Source organism: Variovorax sp. YR634, assembly GCF_900106655.1.
GTDB lineage: Bacteria > Pseudomonadota > Gammaproteobacteria > Burkholderiales > Burkholderiaceae_C > Variovorax.
In genome coordinates this window covers 19,277-40,267 of record NZ_FNOL01000031.1, presented here as the reverse complement: position 1 = coordinate 40,267, position 20,991 = coordinate 19,277, and the positions used below count along the sequence as shown (strand labels likewise).

The following is a 20,991-nucleotide window of genomic DNA, read 5'->3' as shown; positions in this document are numbered from 1 at the left end:
CGGCCGCGCCGGCCGGCAGGTTCAAAGATTGGGCGCCAGCAGACGCTCGAGATCGGACTCGCTCTCCTTGCGCCGCGCGGCCTGGTCCTGCAACTGATCGTGTCCGATCTTGCCGACGTTGAAGTACGTCGAATCGGGGTGGCTCAGGTAGAAACCGCTCACGCTGGCGGCGGGCATCATAGCGAGGCTTTCCGTCAGGGTCATGCCAATGTCCGCGCAGGCCAGAAGGTCGAACATCGGCCGCTTCACGCTGTGGTCGGGGCAGGCCGGGTAGCCGGGCGCGGGGCGGATGCCGCGGTACTTCTCCGCGATCATGTCGTCGTTGCTCAGGCTTTCGTCGCTCGCGTAGCCCCAGAGATCGGTGCGCACGCGGTGGTGCAGCGACTCGGCGAAGGCCTCGGCCAGCCGGTCGGCCAGGGCCTTGAGCATGATGGCCGAGTAGTCGTCGAGGTCGTCGATGAAGTACTTCTCTTTTTTCTCGACGCCCAGGCCGGCGGTGACGGCGAACATGCCGACGTAGTCTTTCACGCCGCTGTCCTTGGGCGCGACGAAGTCGGACAGGCAGCGGCTGGGGCGCATCACGCCGTCGATCATCTGCTTCTCGGTCTGCTGGCGCATGCCGTACCAGGTGAGCGCGACCTCGCTGCGCGACTCGTCGGTGTACAGCTCGATGTCGTCGTCGTTCACCGTGTTGGCGGGCCAGAAGCCGACGATGCCGCTCGCGCTGAGCCAGCGGCCTTCGATGAGGCGCTTGAGCATGCGCTGGCCGTCGGCGTACACGCGCACGGCCTCGGTGCCGACGATCTCGTCCTTCAGGATGGCGGGGAACGGACCGGCCAGGTCCCAGGTCTGGAAGAACGGGCCCCAGTCGATGTACTTGGCCAGATCGGTCAGGTCGAAGTTCTTGAACACGCGCCGGCCAATGAACTTGGGCACCGGCGGCAGGTAGTTCGCGAAGTCGATGGGCGTCTTGTTGGCGCGCGCCTTGGCCAGCGGCCACATCGGCACCTGCTTCTTGTTGGCGTGCTGCTGGCGCACCTTGACGTAGTCGGCGTTGATCTCGTCGATGTACGCGGTGGCCTGGTCGGAGAGCAGGCTCTGCGCCACGCTCACGCTGCGCGAGGCGTCGGGCACGTAGACCACGGGGCCTTCGTAGTGCGGCGCGATCTTCACGGCCGTGTGCACGCGGCTGGTGGTGGCGCCGCCGATGAGCAGCGGAATCTTCTTGATGCGGAAGTGGTCGTCCTTCTGCATCTCGCCGGCCACGTACTGCATTTCTTCGAGGCTCGGCGTGATGAGGCCCGACAGGCCCACGATGTCCGCTCCCTCGACCTTCGCCTTGGCCAGGATCTCGTGGCACGGGACCATGACGCCCATGTTCACCACTTCGAAGTTGTTGCACTGGAGCACGACGGTGACGATGTTCTTGCCGATGTCGTGCACGTCGCCCTTCACGGTGGCGATGATGATCTTGCCCTTGGTGCGCACGTCGCGGCCCGCGGCCTCGTCCTGGCGCTTTTCTTCCTCGATGTAGGGAATGAGGTGGGCCACGGCCGACTTCATCACGCGCGCCGACTTCACCACCTGCGGCAGGAACATCTTGCCCTGGCCGAACAGGTCGCCCACGATGTTCATGCCGTCCATCAGCGGGCCTTCGATCACGTGCAGCGGGCGGCCGCCCTTGGCGAGGATCTGCTGGTAGGCCTCTTCGGTGTCTTCCACGATGAAGTCGGTGATGCCATGCACCATCGCGTGCGACAGGCGCTGGTTGACGTGCACCGGGTTCTCGGGCGTGCCGCGCCATTCGAGCTTCTTGCTGTCGTCCTTGGCGCCGCTCTTGGCGGTTTCGGCCACTTCGACGAGGCGCTCGCCGGCGTCGGCGCGGCGGTTGAGCACCACGTCTTCGACGCGCTCGCGCAGCTCGGGTTCGAGGTCGTCGTACACGCCGACCATGCCGGCGTTGACGATGCCCATGTCCATGCCCGCCTTGATCGCGTGGTACAGGAACACGGTGTGAATCGCTTCGCGCACCGGGTCGTTGCCGCGGAAGCTGAAGCTCACGTTCGAAACGCCGCCCGACACCTTGGCGCCCGGCAGGTTCTCCTTGATCCAGCGCACGGCGTTGATGAAGTCGACCGCGTAGTTGTCGTGCTCCTCGATGCCCGTGGCAATGGCGAAGATGTTCGGGTCGAAGATGATGTCTTCGGGCGGGAAGCCCACCTCGTCGACCAGGATGCGGTAGGCGCGCTCGCAGATCTCGATCTTGCGTGCGTAGGTGTCGGCCTGGCCTTTTTCATCGAAGGCCATCACCACTGCGGCGGCGCCGTAGCGCTTCACCAGCTTGGCCTCGTGCTTGAACTTGTCGACCCCCTCCTTCATGGAGATGGAGTTGACGATGCCCTTGCCCTGGATGCAGCGCAGGCCGGCCTCGATGACTTCCCACTTCGAGCTGTCGACCATCACCGGCACGCGCGCGATGTCGGGTTCGCTGGCGATGAGGTTCAGAAAGCGGACCATCGCGGCCTTGCTGTCGAGCATGGCCTCGTCCATGTTGATGTCGATCACCTGCGCGCCGTTCTCGACCTGCTGGCGCGCCACGGCCAGGGCTTCTTCGAACTGGCCGTTCAGGATCATCCGCGCGAAGGCCTTCGAGCCCGTGACGTTGGTGCGCTCGCCGATGTTGACGAACAGCGTGCCCTCGCCGATGGCAACCGGTTCGAGGCCGGACAGCTTCATGGGAGGGGGCATTGGGGAAGACATGGTTTGACTCGGGGGCAAAAGCGGTTATTCGTGCGCGGGTTGGGGGAGTCTATCGCCCTCCCCCAAGCAGATAGCGTGCAAGGAGTAAGTCTGAATCATGAAAGGGTAAGTCCGAATCGATAGCGAATCCCTGATTTCGCAGAATGAAAAGAGCACGCTCGTTCTTTTTTGCGTGCATCCCCAAAACCGATCCAACCCAATTGCAGGGAGTTCCGATGATTCGACTGAAGACGATTCTGGCTTCGACGGGCAGGAAAAGCGGTACGGCGCGGCGCTCTGCCGGCGCGCTGCTGATGTGCGGCGTGCTGGCCTTGGCGCCCCTGATGCAGACGGCCCAGGCCGCCAGCAGCAAGACCGCGCAGACGGCGTACCCGATCGTGCTGGTGCACGGCATGCTGGGCTTCGACACGATCGCGGGCATCGACTACTGGTACGGCATTCCCGGCGAGCTTCGCGCCCAGGGCGCCAAGGTCTTCGTCGCCGAAGTGGCGGCCACCAACAGCAGCGAAGTGCGCGGCGAACAGCTGCTCAAGCAGGTCAAGGACGTGCTGGCGCTCACCGGCGCGAGCAAGGTCAACCTGATCGGTCATTCGCACGGCGGCCCCACGGCGCGCTACGTCTCGGGCGTGGCGCCGGAGCTGGTGGCCTCCGTCACGACGGTAGGCAGCCCCCACAAGGGCAGCAAGGTGGCCGACGTGCTCGGCGACACGCTGCCGGCCGGCAGCCTCAGCCGGACCGTGGTGGTCAGCGCCGTCAACGCGTTCTCCAGCCTGCTCGGCATTCTCTCGGGCAACAACTCGCCCCAGAACGGGCTGGGCGCGCTCGATTCGCTGAACACCGTGGGCTCGGCGAAGTTCAACGCCAAGTTCCCCGACGGCGTGCCCACCACGGCCTGCGGCAACGGGGCCGAGCTGGTCAACGGCGTGCGGTATTTCTCCTGGTCGGGCACCCAGCCGCTGACCAACGTGTTCGACGCCTCCGACTACCCGCTGTCGCTGCTGAGCGCGGTCCACGGCGAAGCCAACGACGGGCTGGCATCGGCCTGCAGTTCGCATCTGGGCACCTACCTTGGCAGCTACCGGCAGAACCATCTGGACGAGGTGAATCAGCTGCTCGGGTTGCGCGACCTGTTCTCGGTGAGCCCGGTGACGCTGTACGTCAACCAGGCGGCGAAGCTGAAGCAGCTCGGCCTCTGAGGAGTCAATGTCCCCGAAGCTCCTGAGTCCGCTGGCGGCGATCGCGGTGGTGGTGGCCGCGGGCGTGGCGTGGTGGCAGCTCAGCGAGCCTGAAGCGCCAGCGGTCGCCGCTTCTTCGGCGCCGCCGGCCACCAACCCCGCGGCGGCGAAAGCATCCGCCGTCGCGTTGCGCAACAACAGCCACGCCCCCGACCCACTGCTGACACCCGACCTGCTGCGCATCTTCGAGCAGATGCTGAACGACAGCCAGGCCAGGGACAAGGAAGGCCTGATGGCCGAGATGCGCGCCAAGATCGACAAGTACCTGCCGCCGGAATGGCGCGTGCGCGGGCTGGGCCTGCTGGAGCGCTACATCGACTATCGCAACGCGCTAGAGGCGCTGCCGGCGGCCAGCATCGGCGACCCTGCCGGGCTGCGCAGGATCCTCGATGCGCGCGCGGGCATCCGGGCACGCTACTTCGCGCCGGAAGAGGTCGAGGGCCTGTTCGGCGCCGAGGAGAAGTTCGACCGCTTCAGCGTCGAGAAGCTGGAAATCGAGCGCAACAAGGATCTGACGCCCGAGCAGAAGCGCGAAGCGCTGGCGCAGACCGAGAAGAACTGGCTTACGCCCGAGCAGCTAGCCGACCGGGCTGCCACCACGGCGCAACTCGGCGTCGCCGAGCAGACCGCGGCGCTGGAAGCACGCGGTGCGAGCCCCCAGGAGCGCTTTGCCGAGCGCTCCCAGCAGTACGGCTACGAGGCAGCGCAGCGGCTGGCCACGCTCGACCAGCAGGAGCAAGACTGGCAAAGCCGCCTCTCGCGCTATGCCGCAGCCGACGAGCCCACGCGGGCGCAGCTGCAGGCCCAGCTCTTCACGCCGCAGGAGGCGCTGCGGCTTCAGGCCGCACTGGAAGTCCGCGCCGCCAACGACAAGAAGAAGGCGCCCTCTACGCCGTGACCACCGTGCTGTTCGCCGCCGCAGAAGCCGGCAGGCCGAACACCCGGTCGAAGGCCCAGTTGAAGACGAAGGTGTAGACCAGGAAGAAGATCACCAGCCCCAGGTCCATCACCAGTGCCTGCCAGAGCGACACGCCCAGGCCCCAGGCGAACATCGGCACCAGGAAGACAACCAGCCCGCCCTCGAAGCCGATGGCGTGGGCGATGCGGCGGCGCAGGCTGCGACCGCGCACGACCTGGCGCGACTCCCAGCGCTCGAACAGCGAATTGAAGACCAGGTTCCAGATCACCGCGACGACCGAGGCGGCCACCGCCAGCACGCCCGAATGGCCGAGGCCGGCGTCCGTCATCAATGCCAGCCCGGCGCTGGCGGCGACGATGGCGATGCCCTCATAAAGGCTGATGTAGACGATGCGACGTTGAATGCCTTGCATGACTCTTCTCTTGGTTTCGTTACTGCGATGACTGGACTTTATGTGTCATCCGCTGATATAAAAAGTTAACTTGTTTCAGTTTTATTGATAGGTCGGGTGCCATGGCTTTTTCCAGCGACAACGTCGAAGTCTTCCTGGCCGTGATCGACCACGGCTCCTTCTCGGCCGCCGCCCGGGCGTTGCACAGGGTGCCGTCGGCCGTGAGCATGGCCATCGCCAACCTCGAGGCCGAGCTCGACCTGCCGTTGTTCGACCGCAGCGGCCGCGAGCCCCAGCCCACCGCCGCCGCGCGCTCGCTTGAGCCGCAGGCGCGGCTGCTGGCGGCCCAGCTCAGGCAGCTGCAGGTGCAGGCGCTGGCGCTGACCCAGGGGCTGGAAGACCGGCTCACGCTGGCCATTGCGCCCGAACTGCTGGCCGCGCGCTGGAGCGGTCCGCTGGCCGAGCTGGCGCGGGAGCATCCGCTGCTGCAGGTCGAGGTGCTGGCGGCCCCGCAGGCCGACGCACTGGCGCTGCTCCACAGCGGGCGCGCGCAGCTGGCGTTGGTGTTCGAGCGCCCGAGCCTCGACGGGCGCGAAGGCTTCCAGGAGGTCGGCAGCGACCTGATGGTGGCGGTCATCGCGCCGGACCACCCGGTGCTCGCGGCCAACGGTGGCCGGCTGCGCGAGGACCATCTGACGAACACCCGGCAGATCGTCGTGGCCGGGCGCGACCTGACCACCAGCGACCCGCGCTTCGTGTTCGCGCGCCATGTCTGGCGCACCGACAACGCACTGGCCGCGCTGAGCCTGATCACCGCCGGGCTGGGCTGGGGCTGGCTGCAGCGCAACTTCGCAAAGCCGCATGTGGCGGCGGGCGCCCTGATCGAGATTCCGTTCGAGAACCTCAGCAACGGGCTGGACCTGTGGGTGGACGTGGTGTGGTCACGTGAGCGCCCACTCGGCCTGGGAGCCCAGCGTTTCGTGAAGTTGATAGCGAAGGACCGGGCAGCCGCCGGTGAGTGCAGCCCCAAGACCGGCGGCGATCAAGGCGACTAGACGACTGGTCTAATAGCCGCTAGAGTGCGGGCCATGAACGCGATCGCCCCCACTCCCGACGTCCGCCAGCACATCCTCGAAGTGGCCCATCCGCTGCTGCTGCAAAGGGGCTTCACCGGGGTCGGCCTGGCCGAGGTGCTGGCGGCGGCGAAGGTGCCGAAGGGCTCGTTCTATCACTACTTCGGCTCCAAGGAGGCCTTCGGCGAGGCCGTGCTGGAAGCCTATTTCACCGAATACCTGGGACGTACCGACGCGTTATTGACCGAGGCACCGGGCACGGCCGCGCAACGGCTGATCGGCTACTTCGACGACTGGCTCGATTCGCAGACCGGCGACGATGCGCAGAGCCGCTGCCTCGTGGTCAAGCTCGGCGCGGAGGTCTGCGACCTGTCCGAGAGCATGCGCGCGGCGCTGGCGCGCGGCACCAGTGGCATCACCGACCGGCTGGCGCGCTGCATCGAAGCCGGCCGGGCCGACGGCTCGCTGCAGCCCCCGCCGCAAGCAAAGGAACAGGACGCGCAGGGAATCGCCGTCGCGCTCTACCAGCGATGGCTCGGCGCCAGCCTGCTGGCCAAGATCACCCGAGACCGCGCCTCGCTGGACATGGCCATGCGCGACACCCGGCAGCTGCTGGGCCTGTCTCCGGACATCTGAAAAAGCCTGGAGCGGGAGGCATACGCGCTCCCGCTTTTTTTCGGCCGTGCACTAGACGACTGGTCTATTCGCCTCCGCAGATCCGCATCCCCAACCACTACAGGAGCCACCAGCCCATGCCTCAAAGCGACACCCTCAACCGCCGCATCGTCCTCGCCGCACGCCCGCGCGGCCTGCCGACACCGGGCGACTTCCGCCTCGAAGAAACCGCCGTCCCCACGCCCGGCGAAGGACAGGTGCTGCTGCGCACCCTGCACCTGTCGCTCGACCCGTACATGCGCCAGTTGATGGATGAGATCGCGCCGGTCTACGCGGCCTCGGTGCCGCTGGGCGAGCCTATGCCGGGCGGCACGGTGAACCGCGTCGCCGCCTCCAAGCACCCGCAGTTCCGCCCCGGCGATCTCGTGCTCGGCAACGCCGGCTGGCAGGACTACGCGCTGTCCGACGGCCAGGACCTGCTCCCGCTCGGCGAGATGGCGCAGCCTTCGCTGGCGCTGGGCGGGCTCGGCATGCCTGCCTTCACCGCCTACGTCGGCCTGCTCGACATCGGCCAGCCGAAACCGGGCGACACCGTTGTCGTGGCCGCGGCGACCGGCGCGGTCGGCTCGGTGGTCGGGCAGATCGCCAAGCTCAAGGGCGCGCGCGTGGTCGGCATCGCGGGCGGCGCGAACAAGTGCCGCTACGCGGTCGAAACACTGGGCTTCGACGCCTGCCTCGATCGCCACGACCCGGGGTTCGCATCGCGCCTCGCGGCCGCGTGCCCCAAGGGCATCGACGTGTACTTCGAGAACGTCGGCGGCGCAGTGTTCGACGCGGTGCTGCCGCTGCTCAACATCGGCGCGCGCGTGCCGGTGTGCGGGCACATCGCGGACTACAACAACGAGACGCTGCCGTCCGGCCCGAACCGGCTGCCGCTGCTGATGGCGGCGCTGCTGCAGAAGCGCATCCGCATGCAGGGCTTCGTCATCCTCGACCACTACGGCGACCGCTTCGACGCCTTCCGGCGCGAGATGAGCGAATGGGTCGATGCCGGCCTCGTGACGCTGCGCGAGGACCGGGTCGACGGGCTGGATAACGCGCCGGCTGCGCTCATCGGCCTGCTGGAGGGGCGCAACTTCGGCAAGCGCGTGGTGCACGTCGCCGAGGGCTGACGCACGCGCCTTCAGGGCCGGTGGCCACCTCCATGGCCGCCACCATGTCCGCCGCCGTGTCCGCCACCGTGTCCGCCACCGCCATGCGGGCGTTCGCCGCCGCCCCCACCGGGCCTCGGCCGGCCGCCGGGGTGTGGATGTGCCACGCCGGGCGGAGTCCCGGGACGAAAGCCCGGCTGCGGCCGCGGCGGCCTGATGCCGGGATCGTGCGGCGGGCGGAATCCAGGTCCGGGTGGTGGGCGAAAGCCAGGCCCCGGCGGCCGGAAACCCGGCCCTGGCCGCCACGGGTGCGGCTGCCATCCCGGCCTCACCGGCGGCGGTGGACGCCAGCCCGCCATGGGTGGCGGAGGCGGCCGGCCGCCCCACCAGCGCCGGTCGCCGTACCACGGCCGGTCGCGGTAGTAGTCGGCCCAGTAGCTGCCGATCGCGAAGCCGATGATCGGCACGCCGATCACCGCGCCGTAGGTGGCCAGCGGCACGCGCTGCTCCTGATATGCGTAGTCGAGGTTGCGCGACCAGACCCAGCCGCGCCCGCCGTCGGGCAGCACCACGTCGCACCAGCCATAGCCGCTGGTGCAGCCGACCACGTCGAGCGGCTGGCCCGGTCCGAGGCGCGCCACCAGCGGATAGTCGCCCGAAGGCCCGGCACGCATGTTGACCGCGCCGCGCGTGAAGGCCTGTTGCGCCGCGGCCGCGAGCGGAAGCAGCAGTGCCAGTGCGCCAATGCCGATCCAGCGCGGGACGAGTGTGTTCATGGGTAGGCTCCTTGCGCCCCAGCGTAGGCCGGGGGCCGAGAGCCTGTCAATCGGCCGCGGGCGCGACCGGAGTGGTGCTTACGCGGCTTCCTTGTAGAAGCCGGCGTTGTTGCTGCCGAGCACGCGGCCTGCCACTGGCGCCACGGCCTTGCCGATGGCCGCGATGTGGTCCGGCGTAGTGCCGCAGCAGCCACCCACGATGTTCACCAGCCCCTCGGCCGCGAACTCGTGCAGCAGCCGCGAGGTCACGTCGGGCGTCTCGTCGAAGCCCGTGTCGCTCATCGGATTGGGCAGGCCCGCGTTCGGGTAGCAGCTGATGAAGGTGTCGCCGGCCACACGCGCCAGCTCCTGGATGTACGGGCGCATCAGCGCCGCGCCCAGCGCGCAGTTCAGGCCGATGGCCAGCGGCTGCGCATGGCGCACGCTGTGCCAGAAGGCGGTGACGGTCTGGCCGCTGAGGATGCGGCCCGAGGCGTCGGTCACCGTGCCGCTGATGATGAGCGGCAGGCGCTGCCCGCTGTTGTCGAAATATTCGTCGACCGCGAACAGCGCGGCCTTGGCGTTGAGCGTGTCGAAGATGGTCTCGACCAGGATCACGTCGGCGCCACCTTCGACCAGCGCTTCGGTCTGCTCGTAGTAGGCCGCGCGCAGTTCCTCGAAGTTGACGTTGCGCGCCCCCGGGTCGTTCACGTCGGGGCTGATGCTCGCCGTCTTGGGCGTCGGGCCAAGCGCGCCGGCCACGAAGCGCGGTTTGTCGGGTGTGCTGAACTTGTCGCAGGCCGCGCGCGCCAGCTTGGCAGACTCGAGATTCATCTCGCGCGCCAGGTGAGCCATCTTGTAGTCCTCCTGCGCGATGGTGGTCGCGCCGAAGGTGTTGGTCTCGATCAGGTCGGCGCCGGCCGCGAGGTAGCTCTCGTGGATGTCGCGGATCACGTCGGGCCGCGTGAGCGACAGCAGCTCGTTGTTGCCCTTGATATCGCGATCGAAGTCCTTGAAGCGCTCGCCGCGGTACTGCTCCTCGGTGAGCTTGAAGCGCTGGATCATCGTGCCCATGGCGCCGTCGAGGATGGCGATGCGCTTGGCGAGGATGCCGGCCAGGGCCTGGCCGCGGGTGTAGACAAGGGGCTTCATAAGCTCCGATTGTAGAAACCAGCCCATCGCCCCGCTCTGCCCCGGGGCTTGGCCTTGTCCATGCCTTGCCGGTCTGGCAAGGTTGGACGCAGGCACCCGACGCTTTCATCTCCATGCAAGAAGACATCTTCCAGGTCGGCGACGCGCACTTCGCGTTCACCGCGCAATCCTCGGCCAGCTTCGTCGACGGGGGCATGCAGTTCCAGCTGCACACGGCACCGGTCGCGTTCGATGCGGCGCTGCATGCACCCGCCTTCCAGCCCGACGACGTGGACAACCCCTCGCAGGGCTTGATCGCGCCGCAGTTCGGCACCTACGGCGCATTCTTCTTCCACGACAAGACCGGCGAGCCGCTGCGCATCGTGCAGATGCCGCAAAACCAGCCGGCCACCTTCGACTTTCACCTGTACGAGCGCGGCTTCGCGCTCGACAGCTTCCACGGCACTGTGACGCTGACGCCTTCGTCGGTCGAGCTGTGCGGCACGATGCGTTCGCGCTACGACGACAGCAAGAGCGTTCCCATCCACATCCGCAAGGCTTTCGAACCCGGCGAAGTGACGCTGCAGCCGCACACCTACACGAGCCTCGAGGAGGCTGCCGAGGTGCCGCCCGAACGGGTGCGGCGGCTGCTTGTCCGGCAGCCGTGGCAAGGCGACACACCGAAGATCGAGGCCTTCCCGCCCGAGATCCTGCGCTTCAGGAACCTCGAGTTCCTGTCGCTGCAGTTCATGTCGCCGGCGCACGCGCCCTTCACAGCCTTGCCGGACGAATTCTGTTCGCTCTCGTCGTTGAAGGAGCTGTTCGTGCGCGGCTCGGCCACCGAGCACCTGCCCGAGAACTTCGGTGCGCTCGAGCAGCTGGAAGCGCTGTTCCTGCAGTACGGCAAGCTGCGCGACCTGCCCGACAGCATCGGCCGCCTCTCGCGGCTGCAACGGCTGGTGCTGCCCGGCAACGCACTCGCCACGCTGCCCGAATGTGTCGGCCACCTGCCGGCGCTGAACCTGCTGAACGTCGAGAAGAACCCCTTCGTGTCGCTGCCGGCGTCGCTGAAGAAAATCAAGAAGGTCACGCTCGAGAACAAGCTCAAGGCGCTGTATCTCGACATCCGCTATCGCCCGGAGATCGACGTGGCGGTGGCGCCCGAAAGCTTCCTGGCGCGCGGCAGCGCGGAACACGCCGCGATCCTGGAAGCCGCCTGCGCCCGGCACAAGCTCAAGCGCTATCTGCCCGCGCTGCTGCGCCTGGCCCGCAACACCGTGCGCTACCGCACCACCGAGCCGGAAGACTATGCGCAGAAGGGCAACACGCGCTTCGGCGGCGCACCCGACCTTCCGCCGGACATCGAATTTCCCCGCGCGGAAGACGGCACGCACTGGCGCTTCTATGCGCAACTGCGCCTGGCCGACGTGGCCGGGTTTCAGCCCTGGCTGCCGCGCGACGGCATGCTCTACTTTTTCGGCGAGGACCAGGAGGAGCTGCACAAGCACCGGGTGATCCACTCGACCGCCGCCGCCTCGTCGCTGCAGACCTACGTCTACCCGGACGACGCCACGTTCGAGAACGGCGACGCGTTTCCCGGCTTCAAGGCCGTCGCCACTGCCACCGTGTCGGTGCCGAGCCTCTACAACGCACGCGACCGCCTGACCGGCCGCGACGCGGTGCTGCTGAACATCGAGGACGACGACAAGCTGCAGAAGGCCTACTGGGCGCTGCAGGAAGAGCTTTCGGGCAAGAGCGAGGACTGCCACCTCGTCAACGCGCACGTGTTCACGCAGCACGAATCGCCCGAGGAGCAGGCATCGACCGAGCGCGGCGGCCTGCCTGGCGAATGGATCAACCTGCTGATGCTCGAGTCGGACAACCGGCCCGGCTTCTGCTTCTGGGATGCGGGCACGCTGAGCTTCAGCATCCACATGAAGGACCTGGCACTCGGCGATTTCTCCAGGACTTTCGCGAGCCTGGAAAGCAGTTGAGCCTGCGGCCGCTCAGCGCGCCGCGCGCGATTCGGCGAACGCCAGCACCGCCTCGATCATGCGCCGCACATGCGGCTGCACGCCCGCCGCCACCTCGGGCAGATAGTCGAAGGGCAAGGCCTCCTGCATGTAGCTGCTCTGCGTCATCTCCAGCTGCACCGCGTGCACGTTCTGCGCAGGGTTGCCGTAGTTGCGCGTGATGTAGCCACCGGTGAAGCGGCCATTGAGCACTCCCGTGTAGCCGGTGGCGCCTTCGGCGATGCCCAGCAGCGTCTGCGCCAGCGCCGGGTCGCAGCTGATGCCCTTGCCGGTGCCCAGGTTCAGGTCGGGCAGCTTGCCTTCGAAGAAACGCGGCAGCACCGAGCGGATCGAATGCGCGTCCCACAGCGCAGCCACGCCGTGCTGGCCGCGGATACGCGCGAGCTCTTCGGCCAGCTTCGCGTGGTAGGGCTGCCAGATGGCATCGCGGCGCTCGGCGGTTTCCGCATCGCCCGGCAGGTCGCCAGGGTTGGCATACACCGGCGTGTCGTCGAAGGTGTCGACCGGGCACAGGCCGGTGACGCTCTGGCCCGGGTAAAGGCTCGCGCCGTCCGGCGGACGGTTCAGGTCGATCACGTAGCGCGAATGCGTGGCCACGAGCACCGACGCGCCGAGCTCATCGGCAAAGTCGTACAGGCGTTCGAGGTGCCAGTCGGTGTCGGGCACATGGCGCGCTTCTTCCGTGAAGCGGGCAGCCAGTGCGGGCGGCACATGCGTGCCGACATGCGGCATCGAAATGAGCAGCGGGCGCGTGCCCTGGCGGAAGCGGAATGGCGGTTCGGCGGTGGTGAAGGCCATGGTGGGGTCAATCCTTGAGTAGTTGGGTGCGCGCGGCCACGAAGGCGGCCGCGGCTTCGTCGTGCAGCGCATGGCGGCCGGCCGATACGCGCGCGCGGCCCGCCACCCAGACGGTGTCGATGGCCGAGGTGCGATGGCTCGCGAAGACGTGAGCCGAGAGCATATCGGGCGCAAGCAGGCCCTGCAGCGCGAGGTGCGAGGCGTCGAGCACGGCGAAGTCGGCCTGCTGCCCCGCTGCAAGCCCACCGACGGCGCGGGCCGATGCCTGCGCACCGCCCTGCACCGCTTCGAGCGTGAGCGCGGTCGCCACATGCGGCTGCGCCGCGCTGGCGCCGACGTTGCGCTGGCGCCTGGCCAGACGCTGGCTGTATTCGAGCATCAGCAGCTCTTCGGCGGCGTTCACGCTCGCGTGGCTGTCCGAGCCCACGCCCCATGCGCCGCCGTGGCTGCGCCATTTGGCGAAGTCGAAGATGCCGTCGCCGAGGTTGGCTTCGGTCGTCGGGCACAGGCCCGCGACCGCGCCGCTCTGGGCCGCGTATTCGTACTCGGCGTCGTTCATGTGCGTGGCGTGCACGAGGCACCAGCGTGCATCGACCGGCGCGTGATCGAGCAGCCACTCGACCGGGCGCAGTCCACTCCAGGCCACGCAGTCGTCCACTTCCTTCGTCTGCTCGGCGATGTGGATGTGGATGGGCGCGGTGCGATCGATGGCTTCGAGCCCCGCGATCGCATCGCGCAAGCCTTCGGGCGGCACTGCGCGCAGCGAATGTGGTGCGAGGCCGAGGCGTGCGCCCTGCGCATCGCAAACCGGCTTGAGCGCTTCGAGCAAACGCAGCATCGAATCGGTCGAGCGGATGAAGCGGCGCTGCCCCTCGGTGGGCGGCAGATCGCCGAAGCCCCCGGTCTGGTAGAGCACCGGCAGCAGCGTGAAGCCGATGCCGGCCTTCTTCGCCGCGCGCAGCAGGGCGAGGCTCAGCGTCGCGTCGTCGGCATACGGACGGCCGTCCACATCGTGATGCACGTACTGGAACTCGCACACGCTGGTGTAGCCCGCTTCGAGCATCTCGGCATAGAGCCAGGTGGCGATGGCTTCCATGTGCTGCGGGCCGAGGCGCGCGGCAAAGCGGTACATCAGCGTGCGCCAGCTCCAGAAGCTGTCCTGCTGCTCGGCACGGTGTTCGGTAAGGCCGGCAAAGGCGCGCTGGAAGGCGTGCGAATGCAGGTTGGGCATGCCGGGGATCACGGGGCCGCTGGCGGCTTGCGTGTCGGCAGGCCGTTGCGCACCGGACTGAACCTGCGTGAGCTGGCCCGCATCGTTCCACGTCAGCAGGACGTTTCTGGCCCAGCCTTCGGGCAGCAGCGCATCGGCTGCAAAAAGCGTTTGTGTCATTCCTTGGCTCCGATGGCGATGCGGCCCTGCCGCACCACCGCGCGCACGGGCTGCTGGCCAAACCAGTAGGCGAGTTCGGCCGCTTCGCGCACGTTCCACAGCACGAAGTTGGCGGGCATGCCTGGCGCGATGGCGCCGTGTGTGTCCTGCAGGCCCAGCGCGCGCGCGGCATGCACCGTGACGCCGTCGAGCGCCTCGGGCACGGTGAGGCGGAACAGCGTGCAGGCCATGTTCACCATCAGCAGCAGGCTCAGTGCCGGCGAGGTGCCGGGGTTGTGGTCGGTGGACACCGCCATCGGCACGGCCGCAGCGCGCAGCGCGGCGATGGGCGGCAGGTGCGTGTCGCGCAGCGTGTAGTACGCGCCGGGCAGCAGCACGGCCACGGTGCCCGACTTGCGCATCGCCTCGATGCCCTCGGCCGACAGGTGTTCGATGTGGTCGCACGAGAGCGCCCCATAGCGCGCGGCCAGTGCCGCGCCGCCCATGTCCGACAACTGCTCGGCATGCAGCTTCAACGGCAGGCCCAGCGCCTGTGCGGCCTTGAAGACCTGCTCGGTTTCCTCGAGCGAGAAGGCGATGCGTTCGCAGAACACGTCGACCGCATCGACCAGCCCTTCGGCCGCCAGCGCGGGCAGCATCTCGTTGCAGACGAGGTCGATGTAGTCGCCGCTGCGGTCTGCGTATTCGGGCGGCAGCGCGTGCGCGCCGAGGAAGGTGGTGCGCACCGTCACGCCATAGGCGTCGCCCAGGCGCCGCGCCACGCGCAGTTGCTTGCGCTCGTGTTCCAGCGAAAGGCCGTAGCCCGACTTGATCTCGATGGCGCACACGCCGTCGGCCAGCAACTGTTCGAGCCGCGACGCGGCCTGCGCGAAGAGCGTGTCTTCATCGGCCTCGCGCGTGGCGCGCACCGAAGAGACGATGCCGCCACCAGCCTTCGCCACTTCTTCGTACGTGGCGCCCGCAAGCCGCATTGCGAATTCGTTGGCGCGCTGGCCGCCGTAGACGAGGTGGGTGTGGCAATCGACCAGGCCCGGCGTGACGAGCGCGCCGCCGCCGTCGTGCAGCGCAAGGCCCGCGAACCCTGCCGGCAGTGCGCTGCGCGCGCCGACCCAGCGGATCGCGCCCTGCTCCACCACGATGGCAGCTTCCGCCCCGGCATCGGTAGCGAGGCGTAGACCGGTCCAGAGGCCGTCGGCCGAAGGGAATTCGTTGGCGGGTTTCATCGTCTTTCCTGTCTTTGCTGTTGCAGGTTACGCCGGCGTGATGCGCACAGCGAGCAACCGTGCATCGGAGCCCTCGGGTACCGCCTGCCAAGCCTGCGCTGCGTCAGCCCACTGCAGGCCCTCGCCTTCGCGGCACGCTTCGTCGTTCAACCGCCACGCGCCGCGCAGCGCCAGCAACACGCCATGCGGCGCGGCGTCGATGGCTGAAACGCCATCGAGCACCAGCACCTCGGCGCGCCACTGGCCGCGCCGTGTCATCACGTTGAAGTCGTTCGACGCACCGCCGAGCAGCGTGCAGTCGATGGCCTCGTCGCCGCTGAAGGCGAAGGGCCGGTGCGGCACGTCGAGCCGATGGTCGATGCGCCCGTCGTGCGTGAAGAGGCGCACGCCGTCGCCCTCCAGCAGCGTGATGCTGCGGTCGACACCGGCGAACACCGAGAACGGCCCCGCCGCCGCGATGGTCGCGATGCTCACGCGCCAGCCGAAGCTGTCGAGCCCCGCGCCCTGCGGCCAGCTGGCGATTTCCTGCGTGGTGCCGCCGCCGTTCTTCCACGGCGTGACGGGCAGCGCGGCGCGCGAGAAACGAAGCACAACGCTCATCGCATCAACCCGCCCTGGCGCAGCCGCTGCTCGAAGTGCCGCAGCACCAGCGTCATGGTGCCGGTCAGCACGAAGTACACGACCGCGATGGCCAGGTACACCTCCAGCGAGCGGTAAGACACGCTGATGATCTTCTGCCCTTCATGCATCACGTCGTGGATGGTCAGCAACGACACCAGTGCCGAGTTCTTGATGAGCGCGATGAACTCGTTGCCCAGCGGCGGAATCATGCGCACCACCGCCTGCGGCAGCACGATCTGGCGCATTGCCACGCCGGGCGTCATGCCCAGCGACTGCGCCGCCATCGTCTGGCCCTTGTCGATCGACTGGATCGCGCCGCGCACGATCTCCGACACGTATGCGCCCGAGTACACGCCGAGCCCCAGCACGCCGCACAGGAAGGCCGGCAGCAGGATGCCGAAGTGCGGCAGCCCGAAGAACAGGATGAACAGCTGCACCAGCAGCGGCGTGCCGCGAATGGCCGCCACATACGCGGTGCACACGCCGTAGAGCCAGCGCCGCTTCGGGTTCAGCCGGCCGATGCCGACCAAGAGGCCCAGCACGCAGCCCAGCGCCAGCGCGCAGGAGGTGATCTCCACCGTGACCAGCGCGCCGCGCAGCAGGTCGGGCCAGCCCTCCCAGACGGGCGAGAAATCGAAATCCATGGCTCGCTTACTTGGCGTTGGCGCTGAACCACTTCTTCACGATCTGGTCGTAGGTGCCGTCGGCCTTGAGCTTCTCGATGGCGCCGTTCACCGCCTTGGTGAGTTCCGGCGTGTCCTTGCGGATGGCCATGCCGTATTCCTCGGTGGTGATCTGCTCGGGCAGCACCTTCAGGCCGCCGCGCGTGCGCACGTACTGGTAGGCGGCGGGCTTGCCGGTCACGGCGGCGTCGGCACGGCCGATGTCGACGAGGTTGAACATTTCCTGGTTCTTCTCGACTTCCATCAGCTGCACCTGCGGGAATTTCTCCTTGGTGTACGACACCGACTTGGTGCCCACCTGCACGCTGACCTTCTTGCCGTTGATGTCGGCCGGCGTCTTGATGGCCGTGTTGCCGTCCTTCACCATCACGACCAAGCCGCCCGCGTAGTACGGCACGGTGAAGTCGACGACCTTCTTGCGCTCGTCGGTGATGTAGATGCCCGAGACGGCCATGTCGAAGCGCTTGGAGATCAGGCCCGGCACGAGGCCCTTGAAGTCGATGTCGATCCACTCGATCTTGCGGCCCAGCGTCTTGCCGATGGCCTCGACCAGCTCCACGTCGAAGCCGGTGCGCTTGCCGTTCTCCACGAACTCCATCGGCGGGAAGGTGGCGTCGGTGGCCACGCGCAGCGGCTCACCCTGCGCCTGGGCAGCGCCGGCGAAACCGAAGAGAGCGAGGCCGGAGAGTGCGGCGGCGGCAACGCAGATGAGGGAGCGACGGGTGTTCATGGTGAAAGGCTTCCGTGGGAGTAAAGAAGAAAAAAAGCAGCGCGCGACTACTGCAGGGCGCGAGAGATGCGGGCCGCCGTGACGACGGTCATGTGGAGCAATGCAGCTTCCATGCCCTCGACGCGCGTGAGCGGCGCCATGAGCGTGATCGCGCCGCGCAGGCGCCGCCCCGAGGCGAGCACCGGCGCGCTCGCGCCCCACACGCCGGCATCGACCTCGCCGTGGGTCACGGCATGGCCGGCTTCGCGGATGGCATCGAGTTCGGCGGCGCGCTCGGCGCGGCGTTCGGGGCTTTCGGCCAGCCCGTCGAGCAGGGCATCGCGCTGGTCGAGCGGCAAGTGGGCCAGCAGGCACTTGGCGCTGGCGCCGTCGCGTGCCGGCACGCTGCGGCCGCGATCGAAGGAGCAACGCAGCGACTGCTCGCTGTCGATCATCTCCAGGCACACGACGCGCTCGTTCACGGCCGTGACCAGCGCCACGCTCTCGTGCGTCTGTTGGGCCAGCACGCGCATGTCGGCGCGCGCCGCCATCACGAGGTCGGAGTTGCCGTCGAAGCCGGTGGCCAGCTGCACGCTCACCGGGCCCGGTGAGTAGCGGCCCTCGGACTCCATCACGAAGCCCCAGCGGCGCAGCGTGGCGATCTGCCGGTACAGCGTGCTCTGCGACAGGCCGGTGGCCTGCACCAACTCGGCCGCCGTCATCGCCGCCTTGCTTTGCGCCAGCACCGACAGCACGAACAGCGCGCGGTCGTTGTGGGCGGGAGCTTCAATCGGGGGCGTCATCGGAGGCAATCGCTGGAGGTCGAAAGTGGATGCGGCGTGCAGTATCTTGCTCGCCGTTCTCACTTCCAAGCCTTGATTCCCACTCGATGGGAATGAGCGCGTTTTTTCTTTCTACCTTCGTCTTAACCCACCAGCAGCGGAAAGCGCGCGTCGTCCATGGGCGCGCCCGCCGGCAGCGTGTCAGCCAGCCCGGGGAAGTCGGGCGAGGTCTTCCAGCTGCGCGGCGCATGGCGGATGTCGTCGCCCAGGAAGCGCACCGAGAACACGCGGCGCCGGTTGGGCCCCTCGACCCCGGCGGCCGCATGCAGCGTGAGCATGTGGAAGCAGACGAAATCGCCGGGCTCGATGTTCCAGCCGACGATGGGGAAGCGCTCGCGCGCGCCCTCGATGTCGGGCAGGTCCTGCAGGCTGCCTTCGGGGAACCACTTGGCATGGTTGTCCATGAAGGTGCGCGGCATCAGCCACGGCCCCTTGTGGGAGCCGGCCACGAACTCGAGCGTGGCGGCGCGCGACACCGGATCGACCGGAATCCACATGCTGACGTTCTGCTCGCCCTCGATGTTGTAGTAGGGCTGGTCCTGGTGCCACGGTGTGCGCTGGCGCGTGCCGGGCTCCTTCACGAGCAGGTGGTCGTGGTACAGCCGCACGGTCTGCGAGCCCATCAGGCGCTGCGCCAGTTGCGCGAGCGGTGCTTCGAAGATGAAGCGTCGGAAGGCGTCGATGTCCTGCCAGTTGCAGAAGTCCTCGAAGAAGCGGCCCGGGTCGTCGGGCCGGCTCGCCACCTTGGCGCGCGGGCTGGGTGCGGCGAGGTTGGCTTCGATGCCGTCACGCAGCAATGCCAGTTCATCGGCCGTGAGCAGTTGGCGGATGCAGACCGCGCCGTCGCGCTGGAACTGCGCGACCAGAGCGTCGTCCACGCGCGCCTGCACGCGGCGCTGCAACTCCCGGGCGTCGGGAAGGACCGCGCCCGCCATCACTTCACCATCGGCAGCTTCAGGCCCTGCTTCTTCGCGGTGGCGACGGCGATGTCGTAGCCCGCGTCGGCATGGCGCATCACGCCGGTGGCCGGGTCGTTGAAGAGCACGCGCTCGATGCGCTTGGCCGCGGCATCGGTGCCGTCGCACACGATCACCACGCCCGAATGCTGCGAGTAACCCATGCCCACGCCGCCGCCGTGATGCAGGCTCACCCAGGTGGCGCCGCCCGCCGTGTTGAGCAGCGCGTTCAGCAGCGGCCAATCGGACACGGCATCGGTGCCGTCCTTCATGGCTTCGGTCTCACGATTGGGGCTGGCGACCGAGCCGGTGTCGAGGTGGTCGCGGCCGATGACGATGGGCGCCTTCAGCTCGCCGTTCTTCACCATCTCGTTGAAGGCCAGGCCCGCGATGTGGCGTTCGCCCAGGCCCAGCCAGCAGATGCGCGCCGGCAGGCCCTGGAAGGCGATGCGCTCGCGCGCCATGTCGAGCCAGCGATGCGTGTGCTTGTTCTCGGGGAACAGCTCCTTGATCTTGGCATCGGTCTTGTAGATGTCTTCAGGGTCGCCCGAAAGCGCCACCCAGCGGAACGGGCCCTTGCCTTCGCAGAACAGCGGGCGAATGTAGGCCGGCACGAAGCCCGGGAAGTCGAATGCATTCTTCACGCCTTCGTCGAACGCGACCTGGCGGATGTTGTTGCCGTAGTCGACCGTGGGGATGCCCATGGCCTGGAAGTCGAGCATGGCCTGCACGTGCACGGCGCAAGACTTGGCGGCGGCCTTCTTGAGCGCGTCGTGCTGCGACAGGTCCTTCATCGCGGCCTGCCATTGGGGCACGCTCCAGCCCGAAGGCAGGTAGCCGTTGATGAGGTCGTGCGCGGAGGTCTGGTCGGTCACGAGGTCAGGCTTCAGGCCGCCCGCCTTCGCGCGCTTCACCAGCTCGGGCAGGATGTCGGCCGCGTTGCCGAGCAGCGCGATCGACACAGCTTCCTTTGCGTCGCAATGCTGCTTGATGAGCTCGAAGGCATGGTCGATGTCGCGCGCCTGCTTGTCGACGTAGCGCGTGCGCAGGCGGAAGTCGATGCTCGACTGCTGGCATTCGATGTTGAGCGACACGGCGCCGGCCAGCGTGGCCGCGAGAGGCTGCGCGCCGCCCATGCCGCCCAGGCCGGCCGTGAGGATCCACTTGCCCGCGAGGCTGTTGTTGTAGTGCTGGCGGCCGGCTTCGACGAAGGTCTCGAAGGTGCCCTGCACGATGCCCTGGCTGCCGATGTAGATCCAGCTGCCGGCCGTCATCTGGCCGTACATGAAGAGGCCCTGGCGGTCGAGCTCGTTGAAGTGCTCCCAGTTGGCCCACTTGGGCACGAGGTTCGAGTTGGCCAGCAGCACGCGCGGTGCGTTCTCGTGCGTCTTGAACACGCCGACGGGCTTGCCCGACTGGATGAGCAGCGTCTCGTCGTCGTTCAGCTCTTTCAGCGACGCGAGGATCTGGTCGTAGCAGGCCCAGTTGCGCGCGGCGCGGCCGATGCCGCCGTACACCACGAGGTCTTGCGGGCGCTCGGCCACCTCGGCGTCGAGGTTGTTCTGCAGCATGCGGAACGGGGCTTCGGTGAGCCAGCTCTTGCAGTTGAGTTCGCTGCCGCGCGGGGCGCGGATCACGCGGGTCGGGTCATGGCGCGGGTCGGCAGCGTCAGGGTTGTTCAGGGCGAATTTCTCGGGAGCGTTCAT

At 67.8% G+C, this 20,991-nt stretch carries 19 protein-coding genes; 6 read left to right on the top strand and 13 right to left on the bottom strand.

Translation table 11 applies throughout. The features are described 5' to 3' along the window. Positions 1-21 precede the first annotated feature (21 nt). A complete protein-coding gene (gene metH / locus BLV60_RS31285) occupies positions 22-2,760 on the bottom strand; it encodes a methionine synthase (protein ID WP_093059265.1) in 2,739 nt (912 codons plus the stop codon). Between the two features lie 224 nt (positions 2,761-2,984). On the opposite strand from metH, the gene BLV60_RS31280 reads away from it, so the two are divergent. Then, a complete protein-coding gene (locus tag BLV60_RS31280; RefSeq protein WP_371127419.1) occupies positions 2,985-3,956 on the top strand; it encodes an esterase/lipase family protein in 972 nt (323 codons plus the stop codon). Positions 3,957-3,963: 7 nt separating this feature from the next. After that, entirely contained in the window at positions 3,964-4,893 is a 930-nt protein-coding gene (locus BLV60_RS31275) for a lipase secretion chaperone (RefSeq protein ID WP_093059263.1), read from the top strand. Here the strand turns inward: BLV60_RS31275 and BLV60_RS31270 are convergent. Further along, positions 4,883-5,326: a PACE efflux transporter gene (locus BLV60_RS31270; protein WP_093059261.1), complete on the bottom strand. Its 444-nt coding sequence runs from the start codon at positions 5,324-5,326 to the stop codon at positions 4,883-4,885. The two genes, BLV60_RS31275 and BLV60_RS31270, sit on opposite strands and share 11 nt — an antisense overlap. Before the next feature lie 101 nt (positions 5,327-5,427). Between BLV60_RS31270 and BLV60_RS31265 the strand changes: the two genes are divergently transcribed. The 3 genes from BLV60_RS31265 (at position 5,428) to BLV60_RS31255 (ending at position 8,165) form a co-directional block, all read left to right on the top strand. Then, positions 5,428-6,360: a LysR family transcriptional regulator gene (locus BLV60_RS31265; RefSeq protein WP_093059259.1), complete on the top strand. Its 933-nt coding sequence runs from the start codon at positions 5,428-5,430 to the stop codon at positions 6,358-6,360. 33 nt (positions 6,361-6,393) lie between these two features. Continuing rightward, positions 6,394-7,014 carry a TetR/AcrR family transcriptional regulator gene (locus BLV60_RS31260; RefSeq protein ID WP_093059257.1) on the top strand — a complete coding sequence of 207 codons (621 nt, stop codon included), beginning with the start codon at positions 6,394-6,396 and terminating at the stop codon, positions 7,012-7,014. Positions 7,015-7,130: 116 nt separating this feature from the next. After that, positions 7,131-8,165, top strand: a complete 1,035-nt coding sequence (locus tag BLV60_RS31255; protein ID WP_093059255.1) for an NADP-dependent oxidoreductase — start codon at positions 7,131-7,133, stop codon at positions 8,163-8,165. A gap of 11 nt (positions 8,166-8,176) precedes the next feature. Here BLV60_RS31255 and BLV60_RS31250 read toward each other — a convergent pair whose 3' ends face one another. Both BLV60_RS31250 and BLV60_RS31245 read right to left on the bottom strand, forming a co-directional pair. Beyond that, positions 8,177-8,920, bottom strand: coding sequence for an SH3 domain-containing protein (locus tag BLV60_RS31250; RefSeq protein ID WP_093059254.1), 744 nt, complete (start codon positions 8,918-8,920; stop codon positions 8,177-8,179). Positions 8,921-8,998: 78 nt separating this feature from the next. Next, positions 8,999-10,051, bottom strand: a complete 1,053-nt coding sequence (locus BLV60_RS31245) for a homocysteine S-methyltransferase family protein (RefSeq protein WP_093059252.1) — start codon at positions 10,049-10,051, stop codon at positions 8,999-9,001. 113 nt (positions 10,052-10,164) lie between these two features. Between BLV60_RS31245 and BLV60_RS31240 the strand changes: the two genes are divergently transcribed. Continuing rightward, complete coding sequence (locus BLV60_RS31240) at positions 10,165-12,024, top strand: DUF1963 domain-containing protein (RefSeq protein ID WP_093059250.1); 1,860 nt, start codon at positions 10,165-10,167, stop codon at positions 12,022-12,024. Between the two features lie 12 nt (positions 12,025-12,036). On the opposite strand, the gene hutG is transcribed toward BLV60_RS31240, so the two are convergent. The 9 genes from hutG to hutU all read right to left on the bottom strand — a co-directional run bounded on the left by hutG (position 12,037) and on the right by hutU (position 20,991). Further along, the gene (gene hutG, locus BLV60_RS31235) at positions 12,037-12,861 is read right to left on the bottom strand and encodes an N-formylglutamate deformylase (protein ID WP_093059249.1); all 825 of its coding nucleotides are present in this window, start codon (positions 12,859-12,861) and stop codon (positions 12,037-12,039) included. 7 nt (positions 12,862-12,868) lie between these two features. Further along, positions 12,869-14,251, bottom strand: coding sequence for a formimidoylglutamate deiminase (locus BLV60_RS31230; protein ID WP_093059247.1), 1,383 nt, complete (start codon positions 14,249-14,251; stop codon positions 12,869-12,871). Further along, entirely contained in the window at positions 14,248-15,474 is a 1,227-nt protein-coding gene (gene hutI / locus BLV60_RS31225; protein ID WP_093059245.1) for an imidazolonepropionase, read from the bottom strand. The genes BLV60_RS31230 and hutI overlap by 4 nt, the downstream gene beginning before the upstream one ends. Before the next feature lie 27 nt (positions 15,475-15,501). Next, the gene (locus BLV60_RS31220; protein WP_093059243.1) at positions 15,502-16,074 is read right to left on the bottom strand and encodes a HutD/Ves family protein; all 573 of its coding nucleotides are present in this window, start codon (positions 16,072-16,074) and stop codon (positions 15,502-15,504) included. After that, positions 16,071-16,739 carry an amino acid ABC transporter permease gene (locus tag BLV60_RS31215; protein ID WP_093059241.1) on the bottom strand — a complete coding sequence of 223 codons (669 nt, stop codon included), beginning with the start codon at positions 16,737-16,739 and terminating at the stop codon, positions 16,071-16,073. Before BLV60_RS31215 ends, BLV60_RS31220 begins: the two co-directional genes overlap by 4 nt. A 7-nt stretch (positions 16,740-16,746) precedes the next feature. Continuing rightward, entirely contained in the window at positions 16,747-17,508 is a 762-nt protein-coding gene (locus BLV60_RS31210; RefSeq protein WP_093059239.1) for a transporter substrate-binding domain-containing protein, read from the bottom strand. 47 nt (positions 17,509-17,555) lie between these two features. Then, positions 17,556-18,290, bottom strand: a complete 735-nt coding sequence (locus tag BLV60_RS31205) for an IclR family transcriptional regulator (protein ID WP_093059237.1) — start codon at positions 18,288-18,290, stop codon at positions 17,556-17,558. 122 nt (positions 18,291-18,412) lie between these two features. Next, the gene (locus BLV60_RS31200) at positions 18,413-19,264 is read right to left on the bottom strand and encodes a phytanoyl-CoA dioxygenase family protein (RefSeq protein ID WP_093059235.1); all 852 of its coding nucleotides are present in this window, start codon (positions 19,262-19,264) and stop codon (positions 18,413-18,415) included. Further along, complete coding sequence (gene hutU / locus BLV60_RS31195; RefSeq protein WP_093059233.1) at positions 19,264-20,991, bottom strand: urocanate hydratase; 1,728 nt, start codon at positions 20,989-20,991, stop codon at positions 19,264-19,266. The genes BLV60_RS31200 and hutU overlap by 1 nt, the downstream gene beginning before the upstream one ends.

What these genes read in the sequence shown, in the direction of transcription:
- metH (WP_093059265.1), bottom strand. Translation starts at nt 2,760, where the DNA reads ATGTCTTCCCCAATGCCCCCTCCCATGAAGCTGTCCGGCCTCGAACCG.
- BLV60_RS31210 (WP_093059239.1), bottom strand. Translation starts at nt 17,508, where the DNA reads ATGAACACCCGTCGCTCCCTCATCTGCGTTGCCGCCGCCGCACTCTCC.
- BLV60_RS31215 (WP_093059241.1), bottom strand. Translation starts at nt 16,739, where the DNA reads ATGGATTTCGATTTCTCGCCCGTCTGGGAGGGCTGGCCCGACCTGCTG.
- BLV60_RS31230 (WP_093059247.1), bottom strand. Translation starts at nt 14,251, where the DNA reads ATGACACAAACGCTTTTTGCAGCCGATGCGCTGCTGCCCGAAGGCTGG.
- BLV60_RS31220 (WP_093059243.1), bottom strand. Translation starts at nt 16,074, where the DNA reads ATGAGCGTTGTGCTTCGTTTCTCGCGCGCCGCGCTGCCCGTCACGCCG.
- BLV60_RS31270 (WP_093059261.1), bottom strand. Translation starts at nt 5,326, where the DNA reads ATGCAAGGCATTCAACGTCGCATCGTCTACATCAGCCTTTATGAGGGC.
- BLV60_RS31200 (WP_093059235.1), bottom strand. Translation starts at nt 19,264, where the DNA reads ATGGCGGGCGCGGTCCTTCCCGACGCCCGGGAGTTGCAGCGCCGCGTG.
- BLV60_RS31275 (WP_093059263.1), top strand. Translation starts at nt 3,964, where the DNA reads ATGTCCCCGAAGCTCCTGAGTCCGCTGGCGGCGATCGCGGTGGTGGTG.
- hutI (WP_093059245.1), bottom strand. Translation starts at nt 15,474, where the DNA reads ATGAAACCCGCCAACGAATTCCCTTCGGCCGACGGCCTCTGGACCGGT.
- BLV60_RS31250 (WP_093059254.1), bottom strand. Translation starts at nt 8,920, where the DNA reads ATGAACACACTCGTCCCGCGCTGGATCGGCATTGGCGCACTGGCACTG.
- BLV60_RS31205 (WP_093059237.1), bottom strand. Translation starts at nt 18,290, where the DNA reads ATGACGCCCCCGATTGAAGCTCCCGCCCACAACGACCGCGCGCTGTTC.
- hutG (WP_093059249.1), bottom strand. Translation starts at nt 12,861, where the DNA reads ATGGCCTTCACCACCGCCGAACCGCCATTCCGCTTCCGCCAGGGCACG.
- BLV60_RS31245 (WP_093059252.1), bottom strand. Translation starts at nt 10,051, where the DNA reads ATGAAGCCCCTTGTCTACACCCGCGGCCAGGCCCTGGCCGGCATCCTC.
- BLV60_RS31240 (WP_093059250.1), top strand. Translation starts at nt 10,165, where the DNA reads ATGCAAGAAGACATCTTCCAGGTCGGCGACGCGCACTTCGCGTTCACC.
- BLV60_RS31260 (WP_093059257.1), top strand. Translation starts at nt 6,394, where the DNA reads ATGAACGCGATCGCCCCCACTCCCGACGTCCGCCAGCACATCCTCGAA.
- BLV60_RS31265 (WP_093059259.1), top strand. Translation starts at nt 5,428, where the DNA reads ATGGCTTTTTCCAGCGACAACGTCGAAGTCTTCCTGGCCGTGATCGAC.
- hutU (WP_093059233.1), bottom strand. Translation starts at nt 20,991, where the DNA reads ATGAACGCTCCCGAGAAATTCGCCCTGAACAACCCTGACGCTGCCGAC.
- BLV60_RS31255 (WP_093059255.1), top strand. Translation starts at nt 7,131, where the DNA reads ATGCCTCAAAGCGACACCCTCAACCGCCGCATCGTCCTCGCCGCACGC.